General features: G+C 40.7%; 19 protein-coding genes. 17 read left to right on the top strand and 2 right to left on the bottom strand.

What is annotated here, in order from left to right; genetic code table 11:
- Positions 1 to 105 precede the first annotated feature (105 nt).
- The 12 genes from ABT996_RS01360 (at position 106) to ABT996_RS01305 (ending at position 7,515) form a co-directional block, all read left to right on the top strand.
- Complete coding sequence (locus ABT996_RS01360) at positions 106 to 639, top strand: YqeG family HAD IIIA-type phosphatase (RefSeq protein ID WP_035449022.1); 534 nt, start codon at positions 106 to 108, stop codon at positions 637 to 639.
- A complete protein-coding gene (gene yqeH / locus ABT996_RS01355) occupies positions 632 to 1,747 on the top strand; it encodes a ribosome biogenesis GTPase YqeH (RefSeq protein ID WP_035449024.1) in 1,116 nt (371 codons plus the stop codon). The genes ABT996_RS01360 and yqeH overlap by 8 nt, the downstream gene beginning before the upstream one ends.
- Before the next feature lie 15 nt (positions 1,748 to 1,762).
- Positions 1,763 to 2,074, top strand: a complete 312-nt coding sequence (gene yhbY / locus ABT996_RS01350; protein ID WP_010688820.1) for a ribosome assembly RNA-binding protein YhbY — start codon at positions 1,763 to 1,765, stop codon at positions 2,072 to 2,074.
- A 14-nt stretch (positions 2,075 to 2,088) separates the two neighbouring features.
- Positions 2,089 to 2,730, top strand: a complete 642-nt coding sequence (locus ABT996_RS01345; protein WP_035449026.1) for a nicotinate-nucleotide adenylyltransferase — start codon at positions 2,089 to 2,091, stop codon at positions 2,728 to 2,730.
- Positions 2,714 to 3,310, top strand: a complete 597-nt coding sequence (gene yqeK, locus ABT996_RS01340) for a bis(5'-nucleosyl)-tetraphosphatase (symmetrical) YqeK (RefSeq protein ID WP_035449028.1) — start codon at positions 2,714 to 2,716, stop codon at positions 3,308 to 3,310. Before ABT996_RS01345 ends, yqeK begins: the two co-directional genes overlap by 17 nt.
- A gap of 18 nt (positions 3,311 to 3,328) precedes the next feature.
- Positions 3,329 to 3,685, top strand: coding sequence for a ribosome silencing factor (gene rsfS / locus ABT996_RS01335; RefSeq protein ID WP_035449030.1), 357 nt, complete (start codon positions 3,329 to 3,331; stop codon positions 3,683 to 3,685).
- A 1-nt stretch (position 3,686) separates the two neighbouring features.
- On the top strand, positions 3,687 to 4,433 hold the full coding sequence (locus ABT996_RS01330; RefSeq protein WP_035449032.1) for a class I SAM-dependent DNA methyltransferase: 747 nt from the start codon (positions 3,687 to 3,689) through the stop codon (positions 4,431 to 4,433).
- Between the two features lie 3 nt (positions 4,434 to 4,436).
- The gene (locus ABT996_RS01325) at positions 4,437 to 5,582 is read left to right on the top strand and encodes a nucleotidyltransferase (RefSeq protein WP_035449034.1); all 1,146 of its coding nucleotides are present in this window, start codon (positions 4,437 to 4,439) and stop codon (positions 5,580 to 5,582) included.
- 79 nt (positions 5,583 to 5,661) lie between these two features.
- On the top strand, positions 5,662 to 6,210 hold the full coding sequence (locus ABT996_RS01320) for a YceD family protein (RefSeq protein ID WP_035449036.1): 549 nt from the start codon (positions 5,662 to 5,664) through the stop codon (positions 6,208 to 6,210).
- A gap of 74 nt (positions 6,211 to 6,284) precedes the next feature.
- Entirely contained in the window at positions 6,285 to 6,461 is a 177-nt protein-coding gene (rpmF, locus tag ABT996_RS01315) for a 50S ribosomal protein L32 (RefSeq protein WP_004047302.1), read from the top strand.
- 160 nt (positions 6,462 to 6,621) lie between these two features.
- Positions 6,622 to 7,215, top strand: coding sequence for a ribosome biogenesis GTP-binding protein YihA/YsxC (gene yihA / locus ABT996_RS01310; RefSeq protein WP_010688826.1), 594 nt, complete (start codon positions 6,622 to 6,624; stop codon positions 7,213 to 7,215).
- Positions 7,216 to 7,515 carry a nucleoside triphosphate pyrophosphohydrolase family protein gene (locus ABT996_RS01305; protein WP_010688827.1) on the top strand — a complete coding sequence of 100 codons (300 nt, stop codon included), beginning with the start codon at positions 7,216 to 7,218 and terminating at the stop codon, positions 7,513 to 7,515.
- Positions 7,516 to 7,565: 50 nt separating this feature from the next.
- Here ABT996_RS01305 and ABT996_RS01300 read toward each other — a convergent pair whose 3' ends face one another.
- The gene (locus ABT996_RS01300; protein WP_004047308.1) at positions 7,566 to 7,703 is read right to left on the bottom strand and encodes an SPJ_0845 family protein; all 138 of its coding nucleotides are present in this window, start codon (positions 7,701 to 7,703) and stop codon (positions 7,566 to 7,568) included.
- 220 nt (positions 7,704 to 7,923) lie between these two features.
- On the opposite strand from ABT996_RS01300, the gene ABT996_RS01295 reads away from it, so the two are divergent.
- The 5 genes from ABT996_RS01295 to ABT996_RS01275 all read left to right on the top strand — a co-directional run bounded on the left by ABT996_RS01295 (position 7,924) and on the right by ABT996_RS01275 (position 15,392).
- Positions 7,924 to 9,393 (top strand): ABC transporter substrate-binding protein/permease, encoded by a 1,470-nt coding sequence (locus ABT996_RS01295; RefSeq protein WP_035449038.1) that lies wholly within the window; start codon positions 7,924 to 7,926, stop codon positions 9,391 to 9,393.
- 1 nt (position 9,394) lies between these two features.
- Positions 9,395 to 10,120, top strand: coding sequence for an amino acid ABC transporter ATP-binding protein (locus ABT996_RS01290; RefSeq protein WP_010688831.1), 726 nt, complete (start codon positions 9,395 to 9,397; stop codon positions 10,118 to 10,120).
- Between the two features lie 115 nt (positions 10,121 to 10,235).
- Positions 10,236 to 12,008 carry an excinuclease ABC subunit UvrC gene (gene uvrC, locus ABT996_RS01285; RefSeq protein ID WP_035449040.1) on the top strand — a complete coding sequence of 591 codons (1,773 nt, stop codon included), beginning with the start codon at positions 10,236 to 10,238 and terminating at the stop codon, positions 12,006 to 12,008.
- Between the two features lie 161 nt (positions 12,009 to 12,169).
- A complete protein-coding gene (gene obgE / locus ABT996_RS01280; RefSeq protein WP_035449042.1) occupies positions 12,170 to 13,480 on the top strand; it encodes a GTPase ObgE in 1,311 nt (436 codons plus the stop codon).
- A 22-nt stretch (positions 13,481 to 13,502) separates the two neighbouring features.
- Positions 13,503 to 15,392: an acyltransferase family protein gene (locus ABT996_RS01275; protein ID WP_010688834.1), complete on the top strand. Its 1,890-nt coding sequence runs from the start codon at positions 13,503 to 13,505 to the stop codon at positions 15,390 to 15,392.
- Positions 15,393 to 15,426: 34 nt separating this feature from the next.
- On the opposite strand, the gene ABT996_RS01270 is transcribed toward ABT996_RS01275, so the two are convergent.
- Entirely contained in the window at positions 15,427 to 15,711 is a 285-nt protein-coding gene (locus tag ABT996_RS01270; protein ID WP_225361405.1) for a hypothetical protein, read from the bottom strand.
- Between the last annotated feature and the right edge of the window lie 23 nt (positions 15,712 to 15,734).

The following is a 15,734-nucleotide window of genomic DNA, read 5'->3' as shown; positions in this document are numbered from 1 at the left end:
CTGTTGTCTCGGCTTTTTTCTTTAGCTGTCACATTAAATTTTGCTAAAAGTAGTTTTGCTAGCATATAATAGTAGTTAGAGACTATATTTTGAAGGAGATATACTTTGCTCAATAAATTTGAACCAACATGGATGGTCGAGTCGATCTATGATCTTTCACCGACTGAGTTAAGAGAAAAAGGGATCAAAGTTGTTTTGACTGACCTTGATAACACTTTGATCGCTTGGGATAATCCCGAGGGCACGCCTCAATTGCATGCGTGGTTACACAAGATGGAAGATGCTAAGATCCCGGTGGTCGTAGTGTCAAATAACAAGCATAAGCGGATCGAACACGCTTTAGCGGCCTTGGAACTACCTTTTGTTTCGCGGGCTTTGAAGCCACTTACCCGTGGGATCCAAATTGCTTTGAAGCGCTATGGCTTAAAGAAAAATGAGGTCGTTTTAGTTGGTGATCAATTAATGACTGATGTAATGGCTGCAAATAATGCTGGGATCCGTAGTATTTTGGTCAAGCCACTAGTGGATTCCGATGCGTGGAATACTAAGATCAATCGTTTCTTTGAAAAGATCGTTAAAAAACGTTTGATCAAAAAAGATAGATTGAGTACAAAATGGGGGCATACACTAGATGACTGAAAATGAAGAATTATACTGTATCGGTTGTGGGGCTAAGATCCAATCTGAAGATAAAGCCGAACCCGGTTATACCCCACAAGCAGCGATCCAAAAGGGCTTAGAAAATAGCGAGCTTTATTGTCAACGCTGTTTTAGATTACGCCACTACAATGAGGTAGCTGACGTTTCCTTAACTGATGATGACTTTTTGCGTCTGCTAAATCAGATCGGTCAAACTGATGCTTTGATCGTCAATGTCGTTGATATCTTTGATTTTAACGGTTCACTCATTCCAGGATTACACCGTTTTGTAGGGGATAACCCTGTTTTATTAGTCGGTAACAAGGAAGATCTTTTACCACATTCACTGAAGCGTTCTAAGATCAAAGATTGGATGCGTCAAGAGGCCAACAAACAGGGGCTTCGTCCAGTCGATGTCGCTTTGACTAGCGCAAAACGTGGTAAAGACCTCGAAGATCTGTTAGAATTGATCGACAAATATCGTGAAGGCCGCGATGTATATGTTGTTGGTGTTACTAACGTGGGTAAATCAACTCTGATCAATCGGATCATCAACCAAACGACAGGGGTCAAAGACTTGATCACGACTTCCCGTTTCCCAGGAACCACGCTTGATCGGATCGAGATCCCATTTGGTGATGGTCATTTCTTGATCGATACACCAGGGATCATCCATAAGCATCAAATGGCGCATTATCTATCACCTAAGGCTTTGCGTTTAGCTACGCCACAAAAAGAGATCAAGCCGAAAGTTTACCAATTAAATGAAGGGCAGACACTTTTCTTTGGCGCCTTAGCTCGTTTTGACTATATCTTTGGGGGAAAGCAAGGTGTGATCGTTTATACTGACAACAACTTAATGATCCATCGGACTAAGACCGAAAAAGCGACCGAGTTTTATGCTAAACATGCAGGTACGTTATTGACTCCACCGACAGCTGAAGAAATGAAAGATTTTCCTAAGCTAGTACGTTTTGAATTCAAGACGACCGAAAAAAGTGATCTTGTTTTCGCAGGTTTAGGTTGGGTCACAGTTAAAGCCAATAGCGTTGTTGCAGGCTGGGCTCCAGAAGGCGTAGCCGTTATTTTAAGAAGAGCGATGGTTTAAGAGAGGAATTAGAATATGAAACTTAAGGGTAAACAAAAACGCTATTTACGTGCTCAAGCACACGGAATGCGTCCGTTATTTCAAGTGGGTAAGGAAGGTTTGAGTGCAAACTGGCTCGCTCAGATCGAAGATGCTATTGAAAAACGTGAATTATTTAAGGTAAATATCTTACAAAATGCATTGGTCGAAGATGAAGAAGTGATCGCGTTTATCGAAGACAATACTGATATCCAAGTCGTGCAAAAGATCGGTCATGTTTTAGTATTGTTCAAACAAGCAAATAAACGCGATAATCGTTCATATTCACTTGAAGTTACTAAACTCTAAGAGGTGTAGGTAAGATGCTAAAGACCGAAACGACGGTGGCTTCTAAAGTCCAAGTTCAACCATTAAAAGCTGATAGCCGTGAACGGATCGGGATCATGGGGGGGACTTTTAATCCACCACATTTAGGACATTTGATCATGGCTAAGCAGGTGCAAGAGCAACTTGATCTAGATAAAGTATTATTTATGCCAGATAATTTGCCCCCACACATCGACCAAAAAGCTGCGATCGCTGCCAAATATCGCTTGCACATGGTCGAAATGAGTATTGCTTCTGAGCCTAAATTTCAACTCGAAGATATTGAGATCAGACGTGGTGGGGTCAGCTACACCTATGACACGGTCCAAGAGCTCAAGCAGCTATATCCCGATGCTGACCTCTACTTTATCATCGGGGGAGATATGGTCGAGTATTTGCCTAAATGGTACAAGGTCGATGAATTGGTCAAAATGATCCAATTTGTCAGTGTAGAGCGCAAGGGTTATGCGAAAAAAAGTGACTACCCTTTGATCTGGGTGGATGTTCCACGGATAGATATCAGTTCGTCGATGATCCGGGAAAGATTGCAACAAGGGCGCTCGATCAAGTACTTGGTAACAAGTGAAGTGGAAAATTATATCAGACAAGAAGGTCTTTATCATGACACAAACAGTTGAATACCAAAAACATTATTACGCTGGTTCGCGTGAAGAGCTGATCGCTAAAGTTAAAGAACAGGTCAGTGAAAAGCGGTTTAAACACATTTTAGGGGTCGAACAAGCTGCGTTAGAATTAGCCCGAGCTAACGATTATGAGCTTGAAAAAGCTAGTGTGGCAGCTTTAGTCCATGATTATGCTAAAGAACGTAGCGAAGCAGAGTTTAAAGCGATGATCGCTCAAGCTGGACTAGAGAAAGACTTATTGAATTGGAACAATTTTATCTGGCATGGAGTCGTTGGGGCTGAGATCATCAAAAAAGAATTACAGATCACTGATGAAGAGATCTTAAATGCGGTCCGGCGCCATACAGTTGGGGCCAAAGAAATGACAACGCTAGATCAGATCGTGTATGTCGCTGATTATATCGAACCAGGTCGTGATTTTCCTGGGGTCGACCAGGCACGTCAGATCGCTGCTAAAAGTTTACGGGCAGCAGTTGAGTTTGAAACTAAGCATACACTGCTCTATTTGATGAATAATAACAAAACAATTTATCCCGCTGCGATCTTGACATATAATGCATATGTCGCATCGTAGCCTATTTAGGAGGACTATATGAACAGTCAAGAATTATTAGAATTAGTTGTTCGCGCTGCAGATAGCAAGCGTGCGGAAGATATCATTGCTTTAGATGTCCAAAATATCAGTTTATTGGCTGATTACTTTGTGATAATGCAAGCAGGTTCTGAAAGACAAGTTAAAGCTGTAACTGAAGCGATCGTTGAAAAAGTTCATGAAGCAAATGAAGATATCAAGAGTGTTGAAGGTAAAGATGGTGCCAACTGGATCTTACTTGATCTAGGGGATGTGATCGTGCATGTCTTCAAAGAAGAAACACGTCAATTTTATAACTTAGAAAAATTATGGTCTGATGCACCATTAGTTGATATCGAAGAATGGGTCAAAGACTAAGATGATCTACTCGAGTTTTGCAAAGCTCTATGATGAGCTGATGGAACCAACGATGTATGATCAATGGTTAGATTTTGTTGAGCAAGAACTCCCCAAAACTACGGGACAGATACTGGATCTAGCCTGTGGTGCCGGCCGTTTAGCGGTCATGTTAGCTCAAAATGGTTATCAAGTTTCAGGAGTTGATCTATCAGAAGAAATGCTCGCTTTAGCTGAAATGCATGCTAGAGAAGCCAAGTTAGCGATCCCATTTATGCAGGGAAATATGCTAGACTTGAGTGAACTGGGACAGTATAGTGCGGTGACTTGTTTTGCGGACTCATTTTGCTACTTACAAGATGAAGTTCAAGTGCTTCAGGCTTTTAAAGAAGTCTATCAACATCTAGAAGATGATGGAAAATTTATTTTTGATGTGATCACACCTTATCAAACTGATGAGGTCTACCCCGGCTATATGTATAATTATACTGCTGAAGATCAAGCCTTTATCTGGAGTAGTTTTGCTGACGAATTTGAACATAGCGCGGTCCATGAATTGACCTTTTTTGTTTGGAATGAAGCGCTGGAGAGTTATGAAAGAATAAGTGAGATCCATCATGAACGGACTTATGAATTAGAGGTCTACCAGCGTTTGTTGACTCAAGCAGGATTTAAGGATATCACGGTAAGTGCTGATTTTGGTAAGGGCGACTTCACTTCGGAAACGACGCGGTGGTTTTTTAGTTGCCATAAGCAAATAGGGGGATAAAAAATGCCAGTTGCGGGAATTATTGCTGAATATAATCCATTTCATAATGGACATCTTTACCAGATACAAGAGGTCAAAAAAAAGTTCCCTGATGCACCATTAGTAGTAGCGATGAGTGGAAATTTTTTGCAACGTGGCGAACCAGCTAGCTTTGATAAGTGGACGCGTGCTGAACAAGCTTTAGCTAATGGAACCGATCTTGTGGTCGAGATGCCTGTCTTGGCCTGTGTTCAACCAGCTGATCGTTTTGCTTTTAATGGTGTCTCGATCCTAGCCTCGTTAGGCGTGACGGATCTATTTTTTGGTGCCGAGCATGCGGAGTATGATTTTGCTGACTATGCGCGCCTAGTTCAAAGTGCACACGGTGATTTTAAAACGTATAGTGAATCTTATGCAGCAACATTTCAAAAAGCAGTTGCCGCTAAGATCGGTCATAATGTCGATCAGCCCAATGATCTTTTAGGGCTGGCGTATGCTAAAGCAAATTTAAAGTTGGGTGAGCCCTTGCGCTTGAACCCGATCCAGCGCAAAAATGCAAATTATCATGAAGTAGAATTAAAAGCGGGGACGATCGCCAGTGCAACTGCGATCAGGCAGCACTACTTAGCTGGAAATTTAGCGAAACTGAGTGCTTATGTCCCTGAAGCTACGTTAGCGACACTAAAAACACAAAGATTACTGACATGGGATGATTTTTTCCCATATTTAAAGTATAAATTGCTGTCAACTACACCCGCACGCTTAGGTGAGATCTATGGAATGGCTGAGGGGATCGAATATCGCTTAAAAGAGCAGATGGAACGATTACCAAGTACAGCTGATTTTGATCAGTGGTTAAAAGCAGTCAAGACCAAGCGTTTCACCTATACGCGTTTGTCGCGTTTGGCTTGTGCCTTATTGTTAGAACTGACCCCCGCTGAGGTCAAAGAGTACAATAAAGCCCCATATATGCGCCTGTTAGGCTTTAATGCCAAGGGACAACAGGTACTAAGTCGAGCTAAAAAAACAAGTGCGCACCAGATAATTGCTAAAGTTTCTAAAGATGATAAAAATGCAGCTTATCGGGTCGATTATCGCGCCGGAAAAATTTACCAGCTGCAAAATCAGCTGGAACAGGATCTAAAAAGAGCGCCAATACGCATTTTTTAAATAGGTGTCAAGGAAAAAGCATTGACAAAGCTTTTTAAAGCAAGTATAATCAATTTTGTTGCATTAGGAGGAATATAGCATGAAATGGTCATTAAATGAATTGCGCCAAACTGCTGATGAGCCGTTGATGTTTGAAGAGACTTTAGACCTTAAAGCTTCTTTGCAAAAACGGCGTCCAGAAATTCTGGATGTTTCCCCGGTTTTGGTCAAGGGTGTCTTTTCAATTGATGAATTAGGCGTCTTAGGCTATGCCAAAGTTAAAACGACAGTCACTTTACCTTCAACGCGTTCACTTGAACCAGCTGAAGTCGACTTAGAGTTTGAATTTACGGAACATTATGTCAGTCACCATGAGCGTGATCTTTCACGGTTTGAGGATACAGATGTTGTGATCGTTTTAGAAAATGACATCTTAGATCTCAACAGTGTGATCGAAGACAATATTTTGTTACAAATTCCGATGCAGGTTTTAACGAAAGCCGAACAACAAGATGATGCGACAATGCCTAATGGTGGCGATTGGAACGTTGTCAGTGAAGGTGAGTTAAAGAAAATGCAAAAAGATGAAGATGGTGTTGATCCACGATTGGCTAAACTCAAGGATTTTTTCGAAAATTCTAAAGATTAGTTGCAAAAGTGGTGAATAACAAGTAAAATTCTTTTTGTTGGATATTTTTAAAATTTTGAAGGAGGTGTTTCTCGATGGCTGTACCAGCACGTAAAACATCTAAAACACGTAAGAGATTACGTCGTACACACTACAAATTGTCAGTACCTGGCATGAGCGCTTGCCCTAACTGTGGTGAATTGAGAAAGTCACACCATGTTTGCCCAGCTTGCGGTTTCTACGGTGACAAAGAAGTTGTAAAAACAAAATAATTTTGTTAAATGATGATATGGGACCATGGCCCTGTCATTTTTTCTCAAAGTTCACGCCCCAGATCTGCGGATCATGGGGCGTTTCTTTTTAAGTACACGTAGTTGTGGATTTTGTGATAGAATTAGACATAAATGAATTTAACGGAGGTAGCAGATTTATATGGACGTACATAATGTTGAGCTGACGATCAGTGCAGTCCGCCCAGAACAATATCCAGCAGAAGGGTATCCTGAGATCGCCTTATCAGGGCGTTCCAATGTGGGAAAATCGTCACTGATCAACACCTTGATCAATCGTAAAAATTACGCCCGGACATCCAGTCAACCAGGTAAGACACAGACTTTGAACTTTTATAATATTGAAGATGAGCTATATTTTGTCGATGTGCCAGGTTATGGTTATGCAAAAGTTTCAAAAAAAGATCGTGAAAAATGGGGGAAAATGATCGAGACATATTTTGAAACACGGCAAGAATTGCGGGGAGTTATCTCATTAGTCGATGCTCGTCACGAACCGACCGAGCTTGATTGTCAGATGATCGAATTTTTACATTACTACAACTTGCCGATCTTAGTCGTTGGAACTAAGATCGATAAAATCGCTCGTGGTAAGTGGAATAAGAGTGAAAGCATCATTCGCAAAAAGTTGCGCTTACGTAAAGAAGATAAAGTCATTTTATTTTCAGCAGTTACTAAAACAGGTAAAGAACAGATCTGGGAATGGATCGATGCACATACAATGGGGGCTGAATAGATGGAATTTAATGAATACCAAGTAGCAGCAAATCGTACTTTATATGGAAATGAACAGGTTTTGACCAATTGTGCCTTGGGCTTAGCTGGTGAGAGTGGACAGTTGATCGATCTTGTGAAAGATTATACATTTAAGGGTAAAGATCTTGACCGTGAAAAATTAGTGGCTGAGATGGGAGATGTTTTGTGGTATCTATCTCAGATCGCACAATGGGCAGATATTCCTTTTGATGAGGTCGCACAAAAGAACATCGATACGTTGAATCGCCGTTATCCAAATGGATTCACTCCGAATGCATAATGATACAAATAATGAGAATGCCAGTGAAGTTTTCGTTCCTGGCATTCTCATTATTTTTTCTTATCCTTATCTTCTTTTTTAGGATCGGTACTTTCTTTTTCTTCGCGCTTAGCCTTTTTTTCCGGCTCGATCGCAAATTTACTGAAGAGATCTTCGAGTTTATTGGTTTGATTGATCTTAAGACCCATGAATATCACCTTGCTTTAACTTGTTTATCCCAAGGATAACAGGTCTTTGCCTAGATTTCAAATTAGATATATTCAATAATTTTTGTATAAAAACAACTTTTTTCGATTATTTATTGCATAAATAATCTTATAGGGGTATAATACCTATAAATTAAAAAATAAGAAGTGGGAGTCAAGCCAAGTGGTGCGACACACAAATTTAAAAAAGGAGCTATTGGAAATGAATAAACTCAAGCAATTTATTTTAATGCTGGTCATGATGTTTGCGGTTTTTTTACCACTTAGTAATTTAACTGTCAAAGCTGACCAAACGGATACTTCTTTGGAAGATATCAAAAAAAGTGGAAAATTGGTAGTCGGTTTAAGCGCCGATTATCCACCATATGAATTTACAGCTAAAGTTGATGGCAAAACAGAGTATGTTGGGATCGATATTGAGATCGCTAAAAAATTGGCAAAAGATCTCGGTGTAAAACTTGAGATCAAAAATATGTCATTTGATTCGCTCTTAGTGGCTTTGGAAACAAATAAGGTCGATGCGATCATCTCGGCAATGAACCCGACGCCTGAAAGAAAAGAAAGTGTTGATTTTTCCGATATCTATTATTCGGGTAAACAATACATGGTCATCAACAAAAAAGATGCTAGCAAATACAAGAGTTTAGCAGATTTTAAGGGACAAACAGTTGGGGCTCAAAATGGATCATTGCAATATAATTTAGTCAAAGATCAGATGCCTGGTACGACTGTCAAAGGACTTTCGAAGTTGAATAACTTAGTCTTAGCGCTACAATCAGGCAAAGTTAGCGGGATCGCCATGGAAGAACCAACAGCTAAAGCATATGTGGCTAACAATAGTCAACTATTAGCCTTTGATCCAGGCTTTTCTGTCAGTTCTGATCAAACCGGTTCAGCGATCGCATTTAGAAAAAATTCGCCTGCTCTAGTTGCTGCAGCAAATAAGACATTGGCTCAGATCAAAAAACAAAATTTACTTGATACAAAGTATGTGCCTGAAGCTGCTAAATACATGGAAACGACTACCAAAAATAATACCATGATGAGCTATTGGACATATTTTGCTAAAGGGATCGAATATACTTTGATCATCACGGTCACAGCGGTCTTCTTTGGTTTTATCTTAGGGACATTGCTCTCCTTGATGCGTCTATCTGAGAACAAGTTGTTGCATAGCATTGCAGTTTGCTATATCGAGTTTATCCGGGGCACACCGTTGATGGTCCAAGTGATGTTTGTCTACTTTGGTGTCGGTGCGGTGATCCAATCCTTACCAGCTTTGGTAGCCGGGATCATTGCGACTGCCTTGAATTCAGCGGCTTACATTGCTGAAGTTATTAGATCGGGGATCGAATCTATTCCAGCCGGTCAAACCGAGGCAGCTCGTTCGTTAGGGATGACACAAAAAGATACGTACCGTTATGTTGTTATTCCACAAGCATTGAAAAATATTTGGCCAGCTTTAGGTAATGAATTTGTGACATTGATCAAGGAAAGTTCGATCGTCTCGATCATCGGTGTCGGCGATCTGATGTATCAAACACAATTAGTACAATCTGCGACATATAAGGGTGTCATGCCACTGTTCATCGCAATGGTGATCTACTTTATCATGACATTTAGTTTGTCGAAATTACTCAACTTGTTTGAAAGGAAGTTAAACCATGGATAAAATGATCGAGATCAAAAACTTGAAGAAAAATTACGGTAAAAATGAAGTTTTAAAAGATATCACCGAGACAGTGAATAAGGGTCAAGTTATTTGTGTGATCGGACCTTCTGGCTCAGGTAAGAGTACATTTTTACGTTGCCTAAATGTTTTAGAAAAACCAACGAGTGGCAAGATCATTTTTGATGGTCAAGATCTAGCGCATATTTCTGAAAAACAACTAAATGTTTTACGTGAAAAGATGGGGATGGTCTTTCAAGGCTTCAATCTTTTCCCTAATATGAGCGTTTTAGAAAATATCAAGTTAGCACCGATGAAGGTCAAAAATGTCGATGAAAAGACCGCCACAGAACGCGGTAAGGAACTGCTTGATAAAGTCGGGCTTTTAGATAAAGCCGATCAATTCCCGGATAGTCTATCTGGGGGCCAAAAGCAACGGGTAGCGATCGCCCGTGCTTTAGCGATGGATCCGGAAGTTATTTTATTTGATGAACCAACTAGTGCGTTAGACCCTGAAATGGTCGGCGAAGTTTTGAAAGTTATGCAAGATCTAGCTGATAGTGGGATGACGATGGTCGTGGTCACACATGAAATGGGCTTTGCGCGTGAGGTAGCTGATGAAGTTTGGTTCATGGCAGATGGCTATGTCCAAGAGATCGGTAGTCCAGAAGAGATCTTTGAACATCCAAAATCTGCTCGTGCCAAAGATTTCTTAGCCAAAGTTTTATAAAATAAATGATCAGGGAATACGCTTGTCATTTTGATGGCAAGCGTATTTTTACGTATTGTAAAACTAATTTTTGCTGTATAATTAATATAGAGGAAGTAGTGAAAGGAAAAGTGAGATGGCATCAGAACATATTGAAAACAAATTAAAATTGTTACCTGATCTTCCCGGATGCTATCTGATGAAAGATATCAATAGCAAGATCATCTATGTGGGTAAGGCCAAGAATTTGAAGAACCGGGTCAGGTCTTACTTCAAAAGTAGTCATGAAGGTAAAACGGCTAAGTTGGTCTCTGAGATCTATGATTTTGAAACGATCATCACATCAACAGACAAAGAAGCGTTCTTGCTAGAAATAACGCTGATCCAAAAGTATACACCTCATTACAATATCAAGTTGAAACGGGGGACGGGTTACCCGTATATCAAGATCACTAACGAAAAAGACCCCGTGATAAAGATCGTTAGTCAAGTCAAAAAAGATGGGGGCTATTATTTTGGTCCTTATCCCAATGTTTACGCTGCGCAAGAAACATTACAGTTATTGCAAAAGGTGTATCCTTTAAGGCGTTGCAATGGTTATCAAAAGCGACCTTGCCTGTACTATCATATGGGCCAATGTTTAGGCGCGTGCTTTAAAGAAGTCGATCCAGCTGAGTATGAAAAAAACATCAAAAAGATCAAGTCTTTTTTGAGTGGTAATGTAGGTGGGATCAAGCGCAAATTGACCACAAAAATGCAACAAGCTGCAGAACAACTCGAATATGAGCGTGCCGGTGAGATCAGAGATCAGATCCGTTATGTTGAGATGACGGTCGAACGTCAAAAGATCATTTCTAATGACAATACGCCGCGTGATCTGTTCGGCTTTTATATGGATAAGGGGTGGATCTCTATCCAAGTTTTCTTCATTCGCCAAGCGCGGTTGATGAAACGAGAAAAACGCCTTTTCCCATGTATCGATACCCCTGAGGCTGAATTAGCTTCATTTATCTTACAGTTTTATAACCAAAAAAATCGGATCTTGCCTAAAGAGATCTTGGTTCCTGAAACGATCGATAAGGAGATCTTAGCTGATATTTTACAAACACCAGTTAGGACGCCAAAACGTGGGGCTAAAAGAGAATTGCTTGATCTGGCCAGCCAAAATGCTCAGCTAGTTTTAGAAGAAAAGTTTCGTTTACTAGAATTAGATGATCGTAAAACGACTGGAGCAATGAAAGAGATCACTGATGCCTTAGGTCTACCAGTGGGTCATCGGATCGAAGCCTTTGATCATTCGCATACACAGGGGTCAGACCTTGTTTCCGCGATGGTTTGTTTTGTGGATGGGCAACCAGAGAAAAATGATTATCGTAAATACAAATTGCAAACAGTCGATCATGCGGATGAAGCGGCTAGCACACGTGAAGTCATCTATCGGCGCTATAGTCGGTTATTGAAAGAAAAAAAGCCATTACCTGATTTGATCTTGATGGACGGGGCAGAGATCCAAGTTCAAGCAGCGGTCGATGTCTTGCATAATCAGTTAGGGTTGACGATCCCGGTAGCTGGAATGGTAAAAAATGAGCACCACAAGACGGCCGATCTTTTGCGCCAAGATGGCGAACGGATCGGACTAGATCCTAAGAGCGAGGGCTTTTATCTGTTGCAGAGGATCCAAGATGAAGTTCACCGATTTGCGGTGACGTTTCATCGGCAAGTTAGATCAAAAAATTCGCTTTCATCCAAGCTTGAACGGATCCCGGGTGTGGGACCAAAAACACGGATCAAACTTTTGCGTAATTATGGCTCTTTAAAGAAGATCGCGCAAGCTTCATTAGAAGAGCTCCAAGCTTTAGGGATCTCTAAAAAGGTCGCCCAAACGATCAAGCTAAGTTTAGATAATTAAGTGCTATTCTTGGTTGAAGAATGAGGCGTGAAACTGTTATACTTGTGCTTAGTGTTACAATATTTTGAAAATTTTTTAGGTAATATTGAATAATAATTAGAGATTATATAGAAACATCCCGGACAGCAGATGTTGTCGGATTATTTAGAAGGGTGAAATAAATGTTTGTAGATCAAGTTAAAATTCAAGTCAAAGCCGGTAAAGGTGGCGACGGTGCCGTGGCTTTCCGGCGCGAAAAATATGTTCCTAATGGGGGACCGGCTGGAGGAGATGGTGGTAAAGGTGGCAGTGTCATCTTGAAAGTCGATGAAGGTTTACGGACTTTGATGGATTTTCGTTATCACCGTATTTTTAAGGCTAAACCTGGCCAAAATGGAATGATCAAAGGGATGTATGGCCGTGGAGCAAAAGACTTATATATTGCAGTTCCACAAGGTACGACCGTAACGGATGCTGATACGGGTGAGGTCTTAGGCGATCTAGTCGAAAACGGAGCCGAGTTAGTCGTAGCCAAAGGTGGTCGCGGTGGCCGTGGCAATATTCATTTTGCTTCAGCTAAGAATCCAGCCCCTGAGATCGCTGAAAATGGTGAACCAGGGATCGAACGGAATTTAAAGCTCGAACTTAAAGTTTTAGCGGATGTCGGTCTAGTCGGGTTCCCATCAGTTGGTAAATCGACCTTACTTTCAGTTGTAACGAGTGCTAAACCTAAGATCGCTGACTATCACTTTACAACACTTGTACCAAACTTAGGGATGGTACGCTTGGATGACGGTCAAGATTTCGTCATGGCTGACTTGCCAGGGTTGATCGAAGGGGCTTCCCAAGGTGTTGGTTTAGGGATCCAATTTTTACGTCACGTTGAGCGGACAAGAGTGATCTTGCATTTGGTCGATATGTCTGGCACTGAAGGTCGTGATCCTTTTGAAGATTATCAAAAGATCAACGCTGAATTAAAGAAATATGATCCAGCTTTGTTAGAACGACCACAGATCGTAGTTGCATCTAAGATGGATATGCCAGATTCCGCTGAAAATTTGGCTAAATTTAAAGAACAACTTGCTAAAGATGATACTTTAGCGACTAAACCAGAAGTGTTAGCCATCTCTTCTTTGACACACCAAGGTTTAGATGAATTATTACACAAGACTGCTAAATTATTGGCTGAAACGCCAGCCTTTGAGACTAAAGCTGAAAAACTTCAAGGTGAACAGGCTAAAGTCTATGAGTTCGAGGAACAAGCAGCAGAAGCACCATTTACACTTACACGTGATGCAGATGCAACTTGGGTCCTTGGTGGTGCTAAGTTAGAAAAACTCTTCAAGATGACGAACCTAGATCACGAAGAAAGCATGATGCGTTTTGCTCGTCAATTGCGTGGAATGGGCGTTGATGATGCCTTGCGTGAGCGTGGAGCTAAGAACGGTGATCTTGTAAGAATTGGCAACTTTACATTTGAATTTGTTGAATAAGATTTAAAGGAAATATTTACAAATGGGAAAAAGGTTAAAGAAGAGTAGATATATTACAGGTTTTGATGGTATCAGAACGATCGCAGTCATCGGTGTTATCTTGTATCACTTAGCACCGTATCAATTTCAAGGTGGTTTCCTAGGTGTTCCGATCTTTTTTGTGGTTTCAGGCTATTTGATCACAGATCTATTGCTTCAAGAATGGCAACAAAATAAACGGATCGATATCAAGGGTTTTTATATTAGACGAATGAAGCGCCTATACCCAGCTTTAGTTACACTGGTATTAGTAACGACCGCCTACATTACTTTGTTTGCCCGTGATCTACTGACAAATATTCGGGCAATAATCGTGACCAATTTTTTATATGTTTATAATTGGTTTCAAGTGGCGCATCATGAATCTTATTTTGATAAGTTTGGGACCCAGTCACCGTTTACCCACTTATGGTCATTATCGATCGAAGGACAATTTTATCTTTTTTGGCCAATAATTATTTTATTACTGCTGAAATTTGTCAAGAAGAAGCAACCGATCTTTGATACGATGATCATTTTAGCGTTTATCTCAGCTTTGTTGATGGCGATCATGTATCGAAGTGGGCAAGATCCTTCCCGGGTTTATTACGGTACGGATACACGGATGTTTTCGATCTTATTAGGAACATCGTTAGCAGTTGTTTGGCCAAGTACAGCACTTAAAAAGAAATTGCAACCAAATTTTAGGTTAGCGCTAGATGTGATCGGTGGGGTCACAATGTTGCTGTTACTTTGGATGTTTATGCGCATGACAGGTGAAAGTACCTTGGTTTACCGAGGCGGAATGTTTTTCTTCTCCGTTTTATCGATGATCTTAGTCGCAGTTGTGGCTCATCCGGGGGCTGACATCAACCGGTTGTTGACAAATCCATTATTTACTTGGATCGGAAAGCGTAGTTACGGGATCTACTTATATCAATATCCGGTCTTAGTCTTTTTTGAAGATAAAGTTAATGTCGCTGATCACCCATTCTTGTATGGTGTGATCGAAGTAGCTTTGATCTTAGTGATCAGTGATCTTTCTTACCGTTATCTTGAATTGCCATTGCAACATTTTGACTATTCTAAGACATGGGCAACGATCAAGGAAGTTTTTGCACCAGAATCACGTTACGGCAAAAAACGCTGGTATCTAGCTGTGCCAAGTGTGATCATTTTGTTAGCTTTGACGGGTGCGATCATTTCACCGGCCCATGGTTCTGAAAGTAAGCAAAATTCAGCACTAGAAAAGGCGATCGAATCAAATAACAAAAAAGTGGCAACACAAAATAAGGAGATCCAAGCTGGTAAAAGCAGTCAAGCTTCAAGTGCTCAAACAGCAAGTTCAAGTTCTGAGCAAGCTGCAAGTAGTTCTGAGTCTAGTTCAAGTGATTCATTGACCCAAGCTGAGCTTACGCGAGCGCAAACTTTACCGATCACAGCGGTAGGGGATTCGGTCCTGGCTGATGCTTCAGCTACACTACAAGGGATCTTTCCTAATATGTATGTCGATGCTAAAGTCGGACGTCAGGTCAGAGAAGCAGTTCCGGTCTTGCAATCGTTAGCTCAAATGGGTAAACTATCTGACACAGTTTTGATCAGTGAAGGTACTAATGGTCCATTTACGGCAGATGAGATGCAACAGATCATGACGATCTTGGGTGATAAACGTAAAGTATATTGGATCAATGTTCACGTTCCGACACGGCGTTGGCAAGATCAAGTCAATGCTGATCTAAAGGAAGCAGCTAAGAAATATCACAATCTAAAGATAATTGATTGGTATGCTTACAGTAAAGATCATGCCGATTGGTTCTATAGTGATAATGTCCATCCAAATCCAGAAGGACTCAAATACTATGGACCTTTTGTAGCAAAACAGATACTAAAATAAATAAAAGATGCTTTCAGTTTTGAAGGCATCTTTTTTATTTAAGTAATAATTTTGTGGGGCTGATCTTAAGGCCAAAAAGTGGTCGGGGTGTCTCATTAGACATTAGACTCAGTGTTGTAGTTGGCGCTACGGTTGCTAACTTTAAATGAAGTTCTTTTAGTGTCAGCGGTTTTTTAGTTGGCAATAAAATAACTTCGGTCGGCAAAAAGCGCACTATCCCCACTGGCAAAGTTTGCGTGGGCGTTGTGAAATAAACTTTTAAAGTTGGATCGAGTTCTGTGGTCAAATGTAAAAAATCACTGATACGCAATGGACTCACCTCGATCATATTATAAAACATTT

It is taken from the genome of Ligilactobacillus sp. RTP31139st1_D10_RTP31139_211217, from assembly GCF_040226755.1.
Taxonomy (GTDB): domain Bacteria; phylum Bacillota; class Bacilli; order Lactobacillales; family Lactobacillaceae; genus Ligilactobacillus; species Ligilactobacillus animalis.
The sequence above is the reverse complement of the archived record's forward strand: the minus strand, read 5'-3'. Positions and strand labels throughout refer to the sequence as shown.